The sequence below is a fragment of the Rhodococcus sp. MPR-R1B genome, from assembly GCF_058793255.1.
Genome location: NZ_JBXAFO010000039.1, coordinates 1 through 14,505, shown reverse-complemented (window position 1 = coordinate 14,505; position 14,505 = coordinate 1). Strand labels below are relative to the sequence as shown.

Annotated in this window: 11 protein-coding genes and 3 pseudogenes; 1 reads left to right on the top strand and 13 read right to left on the bottom strand. The window is 62.4% G+C overall.

Annotated features, from left to right (window positions below):
• Positions 1–6: 6 nt before the first annotated feature.
• From AC1Q61_RS30360 to AC1Q61_RS30310, 11 genes and pseudogenes are all read right to left on the bottom strand, one after another.
• Positions 7–1,734, bottom strand: coding sequence for an FAD-dependent oxidoreductase (locus tag AC1Q61_RS30360; protein ID WP_492651384.1), 1,728 nt, complete (start codon positions 1,732–1,734; stop codon positions 7–9).
• Positions 1,712–1,979, bottom strand: a pseudogene (locus tag AC1Q61_RS30355) (UBP-type zinc finger domain-containing protein). The gene AC1Q61_RS30360 and the pseudogene AC1Q61_RS30355 overlap by 23 nt, the downstream one beginning before the upstream one ends.
• A complete protein-coding gene (gene trxA / locus AC1Q61_RS30350; RefSeq protein WP_007735549.1) occupies positions 1,976–2,428 on the bottom strand; it encodes a thioredoxin in 453 nt (150 codons plus the stop codon). Before trxA ends, AC1Q61_RS30355 begins: the two are co-directional and overlap by 4 nt.
• A 16-nt stretch (positions 2,429–2,444) precedes the next feature.
• A complete protein-coding gene (clpB, locus tag AC1Q61_RS30345) occupies positions 2,445–5,078 on the bottom strand; it encodes an ATP-dependent chaperone ClpB (protein ID WP_020971359.1) in 2,634 nt (877 codons plus the stop codon).
• The gene (locus tag AC1Q61_RS30340) at positions 5,060–5,389 is read right to left on the bottom strand and encodes a chaperone modulator CbpM (protein WP_020971358.1); all 330 of its coding nucleotides are present in this window, start codon (positions 5,387–5,389) and stop codon (positions 5,060–5,062) included. Before AC1Q61_RS30340 ends, clpB begins: the two co-directional genes overlap by 19 nt.
• The gene (locus AC1Q61_RS30335; protein WP_020971357.1) at positions 5,386–6,291 is read right to left on the bottom strand and encodes a DnaJ C-terminal domain-containing protein; all 906 of its coding nucleotides are present in this window, start codon (positions 6,289–6,291) and stop codon (positions 5,386–5,388) included. The genes AC1Q61_RS30340 and AC1Q61_RS30335 overlap by 4 nt, the downstream gene beginning before the upstream one ends.
• A gap of 6 nt (positions 6,292–6,297) precedes the next feature.
• Complete coding sequence (locus tag AC1Q61_RS30330; protein WP_095971681.1) at positions 6,298–6,822, bottom strand: nucleotide exchange factor GrpE; 525 nt, start codon at positions 6,820–6,822, stop codon at positions 6,298–6,300.
• A gap of 8 nt (positions 6,823–6,830) precedes the next feature.
• Positions 6,831–8,705, bottom strand: coding sequence for a molecular chaperone DnaK (gene dnaK / locus AC1Q61_RS30325; protein ID WP_492651385.1), 1,875 nt, complete (start codon positions 8,703–8,705; stop codon positions 6,831–6,833).
• Between the two features lie 1,072 nt (positions 8,706–9,777).
• Positions 9,778–10,191, bottom strand: coding sequence for a GlcG/HbpS family heme-binding protein (locus AC1Q61_RS30320; RefSeq protein WP_054188355.1), 414 nt, complete (start codon positions 10,189–10,191; stop codon positions 9,778–9,780).
• A pseudogene (locus tag AC1Q61_RS30315) lies at positions 10,188–10,319 on the bottom strand (DJ-1/PfpI family protein); the annotation flags it as partial. The pseudogene AC1Q61_RS30315 and the gene AC1Q61_RS30320, both read right to left, overlap by 4 nt.
• 85 nt (positions 10,320–10,404) lie before the next feature.
• Entirely contained in the window at positions 10,405–11,544 is a 1,140-nt protein-coding gene (locus AC1Q61_RS30310) for a glutathione-independent formaldehyde dehydrogenase (protein WP_024487877.1), read from the bottom strand.
• 350 nt (positions 11,545–11,894) lie between these two features.
• Here AC1Q61_RS30310 and AC1Q61_RS30305 point away from each other — a divergent pair, with 350 nt between their 5' ends.
• Entirely contained in the window at positions 11,895–12,191 is a 297-nt protein-coding gene (locus AC1Q61_RS30305; protein WP_020971354.1) for a putative quinol monooxygenase, read from the top strand.
• 329 nt (positions 12,192–12,520) lie between these two features.
• Here AC1Q61_RS30305 and AC1Q61_RS30300 read toward each other — a convergent pair whose 3' ends face one another.
• Both AC1Q61_RS30300 and AC1Q61_RS30295 read right to left on the bottom strand, forming a co-directional pair.
• Positions 12,521–12,937 carry a hypothetical protein gene (locus tag AC1Q61_RS30300; protein ID WP_070385312.1) on the bottom strand — a complete coding sequence of 139 codons (417 nt, stop codon included), beginning with the start codon at positions 12,935–12,937 and terminating at the stop codon, positions 12,521–12,523.
• 1,194 nt (positions 12,938–14,131) lie between these two features.
• Positions 14,132–14,505: pseudogene (locus AC1Q61_RS30295) on the bottom strand (AAA family ATPase); the annotation flags it as partial.

Sequence of the window (14,505 nt, the reverse complement as noted above, 5' to 3'; positions counted from 1 at the left end):
ATGTCGTCAGCTCCTTTCGAAGTATTCATGGATTTGGCGTACGGCCATCGCTCCTTCACCGACGGCGGATGCGACTCGTTTCACCGAACCGCGGCGGATGTCGCCCGCCGCGAACAGGCCGGGCAGGCTGGTTTCGAGCGTCCTGGACAGGCCGCCGTTGATTGGCAGGCTGCCGTCCGCTCGTGCGTGGATCGCGTCCACACCGGTGAGGACGAAGCCGTGGTCGTCGAGTGCGATCGCGTCGGCAAGCCACCCGGTGTGCGGTACCGCCCCGATGAAGACGAACAGGGCGCGCACCCGAACCGTGTCCTGGTCGCCGGTGCGATTGTCCTCGACTGCAATTGCTTCGAGGTATTTCTCGCCGTGGACCGCACGAATCTCGGTGTGCCGGTGCACGGTGACCCGCGGATGGTGTTCGATCTGGTCGACCAGGTATCGGGACATGCTCTTCCCGAGGTCATCGCCGCGGATGAGCAGGTGCACCTGTGAGACGTGCTCGGCGAGGAAGACGGCGGCCTGGCCGGCGGAGTTGCCGCCACCGACGATGGCTATCGGGTCGGTGCCGCATATCCGTGCTTCCTGATGCGTTGCGGCGTAGTACACGCTTGTTCCTTCCAGCGCCTCGATCCCCTGAACGGCCAACTTGCGGTACCGCGCCCCGGCGGCGAGCACAACGGCCCGGGCGTGCACCGACCCGCCGTCCGCCAGTCGGAGCACATGGTTCCCGGCCTCGGATCCCAAACCGGTCACTTCTGCCGACACCAGGATGCGGGCGCCGAACTTCCCGGCCTGGAGCACGGCTCGCTCGGCCAATTCGGAGCCGGAGACCCCGGCGGGGAATCCCAGATAATTCTCGATCCGGGATGAGGTACTGGCTTGGCCGCCCGCAGCGATCCGCTCCAACGTCACCGTGTTCAACCCGTCCGAGGCGCCGTACACCGATGCGGCCAGGCCGGCCGGTCCGGCACCCACGACGACGAGGTTGTAGACGTCCTTGGCTGCGTCCGCGACGGGTGCCGGGACAGGAAGCCCGACGACGCGTGCGAGTTCCGCATTCGTCGGATTGCGCAGCACCTTCTCGCCGTGCCAGATCACGACGGGTGTGTCCTCGGGTGCGACGTTCAGGCTGCGTAGCAGCTGCTCCACTCGTTCGTCCTGTTCCAAGTCGAACCACTTGTGGGGCAGACGGTTTCGCATCGCGAACTCACGAAGTCGCAACGTATCCGGGGAGAAGCAGGAGCCGATTATCCGGAATCCGGAGCCGAGCCCGATCAGCAAGTGCCGACGCACAAGGTAGGCGCGCAGGATCAAATCGCTGAGCACGGGATCGTGGGCAATCAGCTCGCGTACCTGCTCGGCCGGGACGACGAGTATCTCGCCGTCCTCGATCGCTTCGGCGGTGAAGAACGCCACCTGACCTTCCAGGAGTCCGAGCTCGCCCAGGAAACGCCCAGGACCGTGCACGCGCAGTATCCGGCGCTCGCCGTCCGCGTCGCCTTCGTCGACGACTGCGATCTTTCCGGAAAGGACGACGACGAAATCGTTGTCAGGCGCGCCTTCTCGGATCAGCACCTCGCCGGCGTGAACTGGTCGACGCGAGCCACCGACCTCGAGCTTTGCGACCTGGTCGTCCGTCAGCCGCGGGAAGGCGCCCTCCTCGTCCGGGGTCTCGTCGTCGACCGGCGGGCTGTACCCGATGGGTGAGGCGCCCTCAGACGAAGTTCTGGTCGACATAACACCACCGCCAATCCTCGCCGGGCTCCATCGACTGGACGGATCGGATGCCCGATGGCGTGAGCGTGAGCACTCGCGTGCCTGCCCGGCGAAGAGTCGCAGCAACCGACGTGTCCGCACGTCAGGCACAGCCTCAGATGCACCCACGGGGTGCCGAGGCGAAGACATTCCTCGCAGCCCTGCGGGGTACGGGGCACCACGGCCCGGATCGCGGTTACATGTGGGTCCGCATGGACAGGACTCATGACTTCGCCTCCTCGCCGGCATTTTCCGAGAGCGCCTGATCGAGCCACGTGCGCAGCTGGGGGACCGGAGCTGCGCCCGACTGGCGAGCGAGAACCTCACCCCGGTCCATCACCAGCAGAGTCGGCACGGCGCGGACGGTGAATCGTTCAGCCGTCCGGGGTGCAGCATCGACGTCGACCTTGACCAGCTTGATCTGGCCGGCGTGTTCTCTGGCGAGCTGCTCGAGCGCGGGGCTGACCATGCGACACGGGCCGCACCACGTCGCCCACAGATCCACGAGCACAGGCACCGAGGATTTTTCGACGATCTCCGCGAAGTCACCGTCTCCCGCCGCGGCGATCCAGGGCAGCGGCTCGTGGCAGTTGCCGCAGCGAGGTTTTCCTTCCCCTGCTGCCGGGATGTTGTTGGTCTTGCCGCAGTTCGGGCACTTCACCTTTTCGGATCCCATGACCAGTTACCTCTTCTCAGGCCGCCGCGAAGGCGGGTTCGGCATACGCGACGGCAAGCTCGCCGCCGTCCACCGTGACGCTGATGGTGCCGTCCGGTTTGATCTCGCCGCGCAACAGTGCACGGCCGATCTTGGTTTCGACCTCGTGTGCGATGTATCGGCGCAGCGGCCGCGCACCGTAGACAGGGTCGAACCCGTGTTCGGCGATCAGTCGGCGTGCCTCCGGCGTGATTTCCAGGTGTATCTGTCTCTCCGACAACCTGTTTCGAAGGTCGGTGAGTTGCAGTTCCACTATGTACTCGATCTGGGGCAGGGTGAGTGGGGAGAACAGCACGATGTCGTCGACCCGGTTGAGGAATTCGGGGCGGAAATGCCCGCGCAGTTCTGCCATCACCCGTTCCCTGGCGTCCGGCTTGATTTCGCCGTCGGCTGTGACCCCGTCGAGGAGATGCTGGGATCCGATGTTGGAGGTCATGATGATCACCGTGTTCCGGAAATCGACTTGCCTCCCTTGAGAATCGGTGATCCGGCCGTCGTCGAGCACCTGCAGCAGGGTATTGAAGACGTCGGCGTGGGCCTTCTCGATCTCGTCGAAGAGCACCACGGAGTACGGCTTACGCCGCACCGCCTCGGTGAGCTGGCCACCTTCGTCGTACCCGACGTATCCGGGAGGTGCACCGATGAGCCGACTCACCGTGTGCCGTTCCTGGTACTCGCTCATATCGAGGCGCACCATGTTGTCTTCACTGTCGAATAGGGCGCTGGCCAATGTCTTTGCAAGCTCGGTCTTTCCGACGCCCGTCGGGCCCAGGAAAATGAACGAACCGATCGGTCGACGAGGATCACGGATACCGGACCTCGCCCGGATCACAGCGTCCGCGACCAGTTGCACCGCCTCGTCCTGACCGACGACCCGCTCGTGCAGGATCTCGTCGAGCTTCAACAACTTCTCCCGCTCACCTTCTTGCAGCCGGGCGACCGGGATACCCGTCCATGCGGCCACGATCTCTGCGATCTCGTCTTCGGTGACCACTTCACGCAGCAACGGATTTCGGCCTTGTCTGGTGGCCAGTTGCTCCTCCGCCGCCTCGAGCCGGCGTTCGAGCTCGGTGATCTCGCCGTATCGCAACTCGGCTGCCCGATTGAGGTCGTAGTTGCGTTCGGCGGCCTCGGCCTCGACGCGCAACCGTTCCAAATCTCCTCGCAGTTCTTGCACCCGCCGGATCGCCTGCCGCTCCGCCTCCCATTGAGCGTGCCGGGCGTCTGCCTCGGCCCGCAGGTCGGCCAGCTCCTTGCGCAATTCTTCGAGGCGCGCTTTGCTGGCCGCGTCCGTTTCCTTGGACAGTGCGGCCTCTTCGATCTCCAGACGGGTCACCTTCCGGGTGAGCTCGTCGAGTTCGGCAGGCATCGAATCGATTTCGGTGCGGAGCCGAGCGCATGCCTCGTCTACGAGATCGATCGCCTTGTCCGGAAGGAAGCGGTCGGTGATGTACCGGTGCGAGAGGGTCACGGCGGCCACCAATGCACCGTCTTGAATTTTCACGCCATGGAACACCTCGAGGCGTTCTCGAAGTCCGCGCAGAATCGAGATCGCATCCTCGGCACTGGGCTCGTCGACGAGAACGGTCTGGAATCGACGCTCCAGTGCCGCATCGGATTCGATGTGCTTGCGATACTCGTCGAGAGTGGTGGCACCGATCATGTGCAGTTCGCCGCGTGCGAGCATCGGTTTGAGCATGTTGCCGGCGTCGAGAGACCCCTCGCCGCCGACCGAGCCCGCTCCGACCACGGTATGCAACTCGTCGACGAACAACAGGATGCGCCCCTCGGCAGCCTTCACCTCGGACAGCACGGCCTGCAGTCGCTCCTCGAACTCGCCGCGGTACTTCGCACCGGCCACCAGAGAACCCATGTCGAGCGAGAAGATCGTCTTGTCGCGTAGGCCCTCGGGCACGTCGCCGCGGACGATCCGCTGGGCGAGACCCTCGACAATCGCAGTCTTACCAACACCGGGGTCGCCGATCAGCACCGGGTTGTTCTTCGTTTTCCGGCTCAAGATCTGAGTTACCCTGCGTATCTCGGCATCCCGGCCGATGACCGGATCGAGTTTGCCTGCCCGCCCCTCGGAGACGAGGTCGCGCCCGTACTTCTCCAATGCCTCGTACGCCCCCTCCGGGGTTGCCGACGTGACACGCTGATTGCCGCGCACCTTCGTCAGCGCTGTGAGGAAGGCGTCCCGTGTGACCCCGTGACTGGCGAGGACCCGCCCGGCCGCGCTGGCCGATCCTTCCTCGGAAAGGGCCATCACAAGATGCTCCACCGACACGTAGGAATCCTTGAGTCTCTTCGCCTCCCGCTCTGCGGCATCGAGCAGCTTGGCCAGACGCTGGGTGATCATCACCTGACCGGGGGTCACGCCGGGGCCGCTGACCTTCGGCCTACGCGACAGTTCACGATCCAGATCGGATCGAAGTGCTTCGACATTCGCGCCGGCCTGTTCGAGCAGTCGGGGCACCAGCCCATCCTGCTGATCGACCAATGCGAGCAGCAGGTGCTCTCCGTCGACTTCGGTGTGGCCCATTCTGGTCGCAACATTCTGGGCTTCCTGCAAGGCTTCTCGTGACTTTTCGGTCAAGCTGCCGGTGTCCATGACGATGTCCTCCTTCTGCGGGCCGCTGTTTCGAGCCTTTCGATTCGATCCAGCAGATCGAGCACGAGCCCGATTGCCGAGTAGTTGAGACCCAGACCCGTCCGCAGTCGTTGGATGCGTGCGGCGTGGGTCACTTCGGATGGGTCGAACGACATCTCTCCGCCGGCGTAGCGGTGGGCGTCGAGCAGTCCGAGAGCCACGAGTTTTCGTGCCAGATCCGGGTGCAGGCCAGTACGTTCGGCGAAAGCGTCCGGCGACAATCCGGTACGGCGAACCAATACGTACTGAGTGATCGGCGTTGAGGTGCTCATGTCTCTTTCCTCGGATTGAAGTTCGATTCGGCGCCCAACTGCTCGAACAGTTCGCGTTCACGTGCTGTCGGTTTCGACGGAACCATCACCTTGATTTCGGCGTAGAGGTTGCCGTTGGCACCGCGCGGATTCGGCATTCCCTCTCCGCGCAGGCGCAGCTTCCTACCAGTCGAAGAGCCAGGCACCACTTTGACTTTCGCCTCTCCGCCCGGTGTGGGAACGACGACTGTCGACCCGAGAACCGCCTCCCATGGCGATACGGGCAGATCGACGTAGATGTCCCGACCCTGCACGCGGAACCGTGAATGCGGTTTGATCCGCACCACGAGGTACAGATCCCCAGGCGGCGCGTCACCGTTGGCCCGGCCTCCTTGCCCGGCCAACCGGATTCGCTGGCCGTCCAGGACGCCGGCTGGAATGTCGACGTCATACTGCCGTCCGTCCAGTCTGAGAGTGCGTTTTCCGCCCTGATAGGCCTCTTCCAGAGCCAGTTCCAGTTCGGCCTCCTGATCGGCGCCGGGAATCGGTCCGAACCCACCGCCTCCGCCGAACATCTGCCCGAAGAGGTCTTCGAAGTCGACGGCACCCTCACCACCGACACCGTGGCCGAAGTGCACCCTTCTCCCGCCACCGCCGTACCCGGCGGCGTTTGCCCGCACCCGTTCGTCGTAATCCTCGGGTACATGCCGGAAGTCGTCACCGAATCGGTCATAGCGTTTCCGGGTGTCCGGGTCGGACAACACCTGATAGGCCTCGTTGACCTCCTTGAACCTGTCCTCCGCAGTGGGATCCTTGTTCACATCGGGGTGGTACTTGCGGGCCAGCTTGCGGTACGCCTGCTGAATTTCGTCGGTGCCGGCGCCCTTCGGTACGCCGAGTACTTCGTAGTAGTCACGGGCCATCGGTGCTCACCCCTCTGGGCGGCTGACGACCACCGCGGCGGGCCGCAACTGTCGCCCGTCCTCTCCATAGCCCGGGCGCAAGACCTCGACCACGGTCCCGGACGGAAGGTCGGGTCGGGTTACCACACTGACCACTTCGTGGAGTTCCGGGGAGAACGGCACACCGACCTCGTCGTGGCGCTCGAAGCCGAGTCGTGAGAGCACCTGTACCGCCTGGTCCCGGATCGCCTTCACACCTTCGACGACGGCCTGCGGATCGCTGCCTGCGTGTGCAAGCGCAAGCTCCAAGTTGTCCAGTATCGGCAGCCACGCCGCCGAAACCTTCGCTACTTCCGCGGCGCGTTCACGGTCCAGATCTTTGGCGTATCGCTTGCGCAGGTTGTCCAGATCTGCGACGGCCCTGCGCCAACGGTCCTCGAGTTGAGACAGCTCGTCTGCCGTCTCGGCGCGATCGGACTCGGTCTTGCTTTGATCCGTGTCGGCGCTGTTGGTAGTCGGCTCAGTCGTCGAATGATCTGCAGACATTTCCATCGTGCGCCTCAGCTTCGATCGAATTCGGCGTCGATCACGTCGCCGTCATCCGACGACGCAGCATCAGCGCCGCCTGCTTGGCCGTCGTCCGACTGGTCCGGCACAAGTCCGTAGAGCAGCTGTTGCAGCTCCGAGGTGAGTGGCTGAACCTCCGCGGGTGAAGCGGCGTCCTGCACGGCCTTTCGGGCGTCGGCAACCAGCATCTCGGCCCGCGCCTTCTCATGCGGCGGGGCACTGTCACCGAGTTCGGCGAGTCGCCGCTCCACTTGATACGCAACCGAATCGAGCCCGTTGCGCGCGTCGACCGCCTTGCGCAGCGCCTCGTCCTCACCCCGGTTCCGTTCGGCCTCCGCCAACATGCGCTCGACCTCACCCTGATCCAGGTTGCCCTGTTCACTGATCGTGATGCTCTGTTCCTTGCCGGTATCCTTGTCGCGAGCGGTGACGTTCAGGATGCCGTTGGCGTCGATGTCGAAAATGACTTCCACCTGGGCCTCGCCACGTGGCGCGGGGCGGATGTCTTCCAGCCGGAACCGGCCCAGCACCCGGTTGTCGGCCGCACGTTCGCGTTCGCCCTGCAACACCACGACGTCTACGGCGGACTGATTGTCTTCCGCCGTGGAGAACACTTCGCTGCGCCGTGCCGGGATCGTCGTGTTCCGCTCGATGATCTTCGTCATCACCCCGCCCTGCGTCTCGACGCCGAGGGACAGTGGGGTGACATCGAGTAACAACACATCGGAAACCTCGCCTTTGAGCACGCCTGCCTGGACTGCGGCTCCGAGGGCAACGACCTCGTCCGGGTTGACGCCCATGTGGGGGTCCTTGCCGCCGGTCAGCCGGCGAACCAGCGCCTGTACAGCCGGAATACGTGTCGAACCGCCGACCAGTATCACTTCGTCGATGTCGTTGGCGGCGACCTTGGCGTCACTCATGGCCTGCTTCACCGGGCCGAGGCACCGTTCCACCAGATCGGCAGTCAAATCATCGAACTTCGATCGCATGATCGTAGTGGTGAGATGTTTGGGACCATTCGCGTCAGCGGTGACGAAAGGCAGGTTTACCTGGGCCTGGGTCACCGAGGACAGCTCAACCTTTGCCTTCTCCGCGGCTTCGAACAGTCGTTGCAACGCCTGCGCATCATTACGCAGATCGATGTTCTCCGCGCGCTGGAATTCGTCGGCGAGGTAGTCCACCACGCGTCGATCGAAGTCGTCGCCGCCCAAGTGGGAGTCGCCGGCCGTGGAACGAACCTCGACTACCCCCTCTCCGACGTCCAGCAGGCTCACATCGAAGGTTCCGCCGCCGAGGTCGAAGACCAGTACGGTTTCGTGGGTCTGTTTGTCCATGCCGTACGCGAGTGCCGCAGCGGTCGGTTCGTTGATAATCCGCAAAACCTCGAGGCCTGCGATACGGCCGGCGTCCTTGGTGGCGTTTCGTTGCGCGTCGTTGAAGTAGGCAGGAACGGTGATGACCGCTTCCTTCACCTTCTCACCGAGGAACTTGCTCGCGTCGTCGACGAGCTTGCGCAGCACGAGAGCGCTGATCTCCTCTGGTGCGTATTTCTTGCCGCGCACGTCGAAGCGGGCCTCACCGTTGTCACCCGCTACGACGTCGAAGCTGACCGCTTTGGCTTCCTCGGAGATCTCGTCGTAGTGACGTCCGATGAAGCGTTTCGCCGAGTAGATCGTGCCCTTCGGATTCAAGATCGCCTGCCGTCGGGCAAGCTGGCCCACCAGACGCTCACCGTTCTCGGTGAACGCCACCACCGAAGGCGTCGTCCGTGCTCCCTCCACATTGGAGATCACCACCGGCTCGCCGCCTTGCCAGCTTGCGATGACCGAGTTGGTTGTGCCCAAGTCGATGCCTACAGCAGTTGTCATGACTCAATTCCTTTCGATCGGCCCGGCCGTTGAGCAAGTGCGATTCCGCCCGCAACTTCGCTCGATGTCGGCAAGGACTTCGTAGTTCCCTGGTTTTGGCGAGTGGATTGGGTGAAGTCACGGAGACCGAGCAGGGCGCCGATAACGGCGCCCGACACCAATCCGTGGATGGCGGGCGTGAGGCTCGAGAGCGGCCGAGGGTAAGGGTTTCCGCCACTGTGCTTTGACATCACGCCCCTCAGCGTTGATGTTGTGGGGTTCGCCGGGCCTGTGTGTACTGACAGGGCCCGACCGCCGGTCAACCGGTTGAGCTCACGAACCACCCAGCCATGATGAGTCTTTTCGTCCACCTAAAGGGCGTCAACAACATTCGCCTGATGGGCGGGGCGCAACGGGGCAGTGGCGACCACACCTGCCCTTGATCGAAGATGCCCGCCGGAACCCGATCGAAGCGGCCATCGCATGAAACTCCGAGTATCGGCTTCGACACGAAAACTCGAGTGTCGGCCGCTACTGCGGTACGTCCACACTACCGCGGCGCATGCAAAAGGAGAACTCCCTGTGCGAAAGATCGTCACAGTCAGTGAACAGCAGCTCCGTTGAACCCGGACGAGATTCATTGTAGTTCTATCGAATCGCCTTGTGACAGAAAGGTAATGAGCCACTACTGGCCGGTTCCAATTGGTTGCGAGTAGGTGGCGCACACCCGCGTGCTGCACGGTTCAGCGTCCCGTTCTGTGGCTGGTCAACAGACCGCTCAGGCGGGAGCTATTGCAATTCAACATGTTTCGGCCACCGTCACTACGGGACTTACGCGGTTCTCGTCTATTCCTGTGCTACATCCTTTGGCAGGATTTCGATCGAGGGGTCGATTTGCTCTCGCCCCCGTGGTGGCGCAGGTGTGCCAGGTCTGGCCGTGGTTGTGTTCGTCTCGGCTCGGAGCCGCCTCAGGGATGCAGTACGACTTTGGTCCAACCGTCGTCGTGAGCGTCGAAATGCTGGTAGCCGGATTCGGTTTCGCCGAGCGGGCTTGGCCGGCGTCAATTCACCTGACGCGCGGATGAAACAGAGCTCACAGCGCCGCCACGGCCGCCTCGGCGACGGTCTTGTCCTGCTCCCCGGTGCCGCCGCTGACGCCGACAGCGCCCACGACCTGGCCGTTGTGCCGCAGAGGCACACCGCCGGTGAAGATCATGATGTGCCCGCCGTTGGAGGCGTGTATCCCGTAGAACTGCTCGCCCGGGCCCGCGTTGGCCGCGAGGTCCTCGGTCGAGACGTCCAATGCCCGCGCGGTGAACGCCTTGTTGATCGAGATGTCGATGCTGGCGATCCAGGCACCGTCCATCCGCACGTGAGCCACGAGGTTGCCGCCGGCATCGACCACCGCAATGTTTGACGGCGACTCGATCTCGGTGGCTTTGGCCTGTCCTGCGGCGATGATCCGCTGCGCATCGTCGAGGGACACCGAGGTCTGGTTCACGGTCATGACGCACCTGCCCCGAGCTTCGCGAACTGCTCGACGATGGCCTGACGGAACGCAGGAAGGTCGTCGGGCGAGCGGCTCGAGATCAGGTTCCCGTCGATCGCGACCTGTTCGTCTACGACTTCTACTCCTCCGGCCCCGTCGGCAGTCGATATCGCTATCTGCTTGCCCTGCAGTGGCATTGGCATCGTTGTGCTCCTCTAGGTTCTGGCCGTGTCAGGGATGCAGGACGACTTTGGTCCAGCCGTCGTCGCGAGCGTCGAAGTGCTGGTAGCCGGATTCGGCTTCGGCGAGCGGGAGTTCGTGGGAGATGATCCAGGAGGGCTTTGCCCGGTCTTCGTGGATGAGGTCGCGCAGTTGCCGGTTGTAGTGTTTGACGTTCGCTTGTCCGGTGCCGATCTTCTGGCCCTTGAACCAGAATTTGCCCATGTCGAAGGCGATCTTGCCGTTGCGCTCGAGTTCGTCGGGGCCGTTCTGGTCCTGGGGAAGGAAGATGCCGACCACCCCGATGTGGCCGGTGAAGCGCACCGAATCCACGAGCCGGTTCATCGTCATGGCGGCGTCCTCGTGGCCTTGCGGGTCGTGTGCCTGATAGCCGACGCACTCGCACCCCTTGTCTGCGCCTTTCCCGTTGGTTTGCTCGAGGACCTGCTCGACGGGGTCGCCCTTCGAGTCGTCGATGGGGACGACGCCGATCTCTTCGGCCAGGCGTAGCCGGTCGGGGTGGCGGTCGACGATCATCACCTTGCTCGCTCCCTGGATCATCGCCGAATACGCGGCCATCAAACCGACTGGGCCAGCGCCGTAGACCACCATCGAATCGCCGGGTTGCATGTCGGCCAGGCGGGTGCAATGCCATCCGGTGGGAAAGATGTCCGACAGCATCACGTAGTCGGTTTCCTTGTCCTGGGCATCCTCGGGCAGTCGCAGACAGTTGAAGTCGCCGAACGGCACTCGCAGATATTCCGCCTGTCCGCCCCAGAACGGGCCCATCCCCGCGAAACCGAATGCAGCGCCGGCCATCTTCGGATCGGGGTGCACCGTCAGGCAGAATGCGGTCAACCCTTCCTCGCAGTTTCGGCAGAAGCCGCAGCCGATGTTGAACGGCAAGCACACTCGATCCCCTGGCGATACTTTGACCACTGCATTGCCGACTTCGGCGACGATGCCCAAGTTTTCGTGACCGAGGACCATTCCGGGCTCCAGATCGGTGCGGCCTTCGTACATGTGTAGATCCGACCCGCAGATGTTGGTGCTCGTGATCTTCACCAGCACATCTGTCGGATTCTCGATCCGCGCATCGGGCACGTCCTTGACGTGGACCTCTCGAGGCCCGTCGTATACAAGCGCTTTCATCGCGGCACTCCCTTGTCTTGTAGCTGCGGCTTTCCGGTTGATCTCGTCGGCCGCAGGCGTCCACGCGTGAGCGACCGACCGAATGAATCGTGCTGTTCGGGGAAGGTCCACGGCGCGCAGAAGTGAAGACCGCACCAAAATGTCGGCGCACCAACATTTTTCCTGCCATCGACGCAACTGCGGCTGCATCCAGGTATCGCATTCCCTCACCATGGAGTCTCCTCCTTCGGCTCCACGATCGCTAGGGGGTTGGGATCGGTTTCCTCGAACGGTGGGTTTGGGTACCTTCCATTAACCGATGGATGGTGTGATGCTTGACAGTGTTCACCACCTCGAAGAGGAGATCCGATATGGCCACCAAGGCGCTGCTGGTCCGACTTGAAGCGAAGCCCGGCAAGGAAGAAGCGGTCGAGGAATTCCTCCGATCTGCACTGCCGCTCGTCGAGCAGGAGCCCGGCACGAAACCCTGGTTCGCGGTGCGGTTCGGGCCCTCGTCGTTCGGCATCATCGACGCATTCCCGGACCAAGCTGCCCGCGAGACACATCTCAATGGTCCGGTCGGCAAGGCCCTCGGCGAACGCGCCGACGAACTCTTCGCTGCGCCGCCCGAAATCAGCTACCTCGACGTTCTCGCTGAAAAAGTCTGAACAACCGACTGGAAAATGTCTTGTCGATGGCGGTCACATTCGGTTGTGAATACAGTTGTGCCACAGCCATACCCGAATCACGGTAGCTTTGCCGGCGTGTGCGGCTGTGGCGTACTGTCCGGCGCTCATTTCCACCCAGGTATCGGTAGATCACGAGCAGGGCACTCAGTCGAGCCAACTCGCTACCCGTGTAGGAAGAGCATTTAAAACTCGTTTCATTGCAAAGTGTTTCGAGTTTGAAGTGACCTGCCTGGAGTGAAGTAGGACTCCTTGTTCTTGGAGGAGGGCTTAGTGGAGCACCACGGATCATCGAGCAAGGACGATCGGTGCTAGTCCTGTTGGAAAAGATCGTCATAGACGATGGCAGAGGTGAGGTCGGATGGATTCACCACAGTGCGCCGGTCACCGACCTGGGGTAGCACGTTACCTTTGGGCGCCTCGCAGTCAGCGTCGAACGTGTCCAAATCCGGGCCGCTGATACGGACGGTCAGTTCGGCGGTGTCTTGGCCCTCGTTGAGGTCCCGGATGCGGTTGACGGCGAAAATTTCTGCAGTCGCTGCGATACCGACGGCCCGGAATCGCTTTCCTCCCAGCGCCATCCATAGGTACTGACTGCAAGCCCGATTTCGATCGGGAAGGTGAAGACTCCCCACTACACGGCCGGTCGCCAGTGAACTGTCGATCCACCCGGCGGCGAAACCGATGAGTTCGACCTGCCGCGGTTTGTCCGTGTTCTTGTTGGACAAACCGACACCCTGAGTGAAGGGGTGGTTTTCGGGTGGCTGTTTCAGAATTGAAAAGCGGTGATGCCGCGTCCCCGTGTGGTTGGCGTCGGAGCGGTGTGAGCCCGGATTGCCGTGGACTGAATATTGTTGCAGTCGTTAGCTGTTCGCCGTTTGATGCGATCTCGTTGTTTGCGGTTTTGTTGGTTGCCGACCATATCATGTTGCCGTTGTTGCAAAGCGCCAGTAGGTGTTTGTTGGCATCAACGACGGCTGAGGTTGGAAACGACATGGACGATCTCCGCTGGCAAAGTATGTATGTAAGGGGTGGTTGGTGCCCCTTGGAGCGCTCGGAATGCTCGTGGGAAGTCGCGGCCACACCTGTTGCCGCAGAACCATGGCGATAGGTCACCTGTCGGGTCGGTGCCTGGTGCTGGAAAGGTTCGAACCTAGTCAACAGTTTCCATCGGCAGTCACTCCCGGTCGTCGACACACTGGTGAATCCTGCCGCCCCGTGCCTCGTTCGTAGCTCCGTTGCTAACGGTTTCATCCCGTCGAGTCCAGGGAGAGGGGCGGTGTTGACCGACTGTTGGTGGATTGTTCTCAGCTGTCGAAAAGGCCATCTTTGCCCGGAATTTCGGCGCCAACTGTCGCGTAATTTTTCGAAAGTCGCAGGTTGATCTGACAAATAGATCCGGAATCTACAGCCGCCATCGTCTGAAGGTGGGACAAGAATCGGTCATGGTGGGATTCGGGGCGAGCACCAGCGATTATGTCGATGTTGGGCGGCTGCCGAGCGGTTACGGTGTTTGTCGAATCAGTCTTGGAGCCCGACGAACATCCGGCCACGACAAGTGCGACCGTAGCGAGAATCGCAACAGAAAGGATGGGTACGCGGCGACTGTCACGCTGGACTCCGTTTCCTCGGTTTCGCGAAAATTGCCAGGACAACCGGCTCTCAGAATTCACTCTGAGCCACGAGATGCCTGTTTTCGATACCTTCCGCCAGAGAGTGAGCCCGGGAACGCGCGTTGGTGAGCAGCGCTCTGCGGGGCGGCAAACTGAAGGGGCGTCAGCACCAGCTCACCCGAGAAGACGTACATCCCTTGCGATTTTAGAGACCGGCCAGCCATAAACCGAAGTTTCATCAGGTCGATCATCACGAGTAACGATCAGTACCAGCATCTTTCGAACGCACCCAGCTCAACGATTCCGGTGTCACTGCAAAGCCGAGAGAACCGTGTCGACCCGCCCACGGAGTGGGCCGTCAAGCTCGACAACTACCAGGGAGTCACACACCTGCATCGGATCGGCGTACACCAAATCCAGCAACGCGTCGTTCACCGCGCGCTGCAGCTCCGGCATCCCCACCGCAGGCAACTTCTGCACTGTTTCGACGGTAATCGGCACCACAACCAGCACGTCGAGAGTACACAGCGCGGACCTCACAATCGCCGCCTCGACTTCTGCCTCCGGATCGACACCACACGCCGACAAGTACGCCAGGAAGTCGAGCGGTGTCGACGACGGGTGAAAACTGAACGGATGTCGTCGGACGAAAATTAACCACCTTGCGTGAGTGTTGTGGGGTG

Bases quoted from the DNA above. Each gene is read 5' to 3' on its own strand.
- AC1Q61_RS30360 (WP_492651384.1), bottom strand. From the start codon at position 1,734: ATGTCGACCAGAACTTCGTCTGAGGGCGCCTCACCCATCGGGTACAGC.
- trxA (WP_007735549.1), bottom strand. From the start codon at position 2,428: ATGGGATCCGAAAAGGTGAAGTGCCCGAACTGCGGCAAGACCAACAAC.
- clpB (WP_020971359.1), bottom strand. From the start codon at position 5,078: ATGGACACCGGCAGCTTGACCGAAAAGTCACGAGAAGCCTTGCAGGAA.
- AC1Q61_RS30340 (WP_020971358.1), bottom strand. From the start codon at position 5,389: ATGAGCACCTCAACGCCGATCACTCAGTACGTATTGGTTCGCCGTACC.
- AC1Q61_RS30335 (WP_020971357.1), bottom strand. From the start codon at position 6,291: ATGGCCCGTGACTACTACGAAGTACTCGGCGTACCGAAGGGCGCCGGC.
- AC1Q61_RS30330 (WP_095971681.1), bottom strand. From the start codon at position 6,822: ATGGAAATGTCTGCAGATCATTCGACGACTGAGCCGACTACCAACAGC.
- dnaK (WP_492651385.1), bottom strand. From the start codon at position 8,705: ATGACAACTGCTGTAGGCATCGACTTGGGCACAACCAACTCGGTCATC.
- AC1Q61_RS30320 (WP_054188355.1), bottom strand. From the start codon at position 10,191: ATGACCGTGAACCAGACCTCGGTGTCCCTCGACGATGCGCAGCGGATC.
- AC1Q61_RS30310 (WP_024487877.1), bottom strand. From the start codon at position 11,544: ATGAAAGCGCTTGTATACGACGGGCCTCGAGAGGTCCACGTCAAGGAC.
- AC1Q61_RS30305 (WP_020971354.1), top strand. From the start codon at position 11,895: ATGGCCACCAAGGCGCTGCTGGTCCGACTTGAAGCGAAGCCCGGCAAG.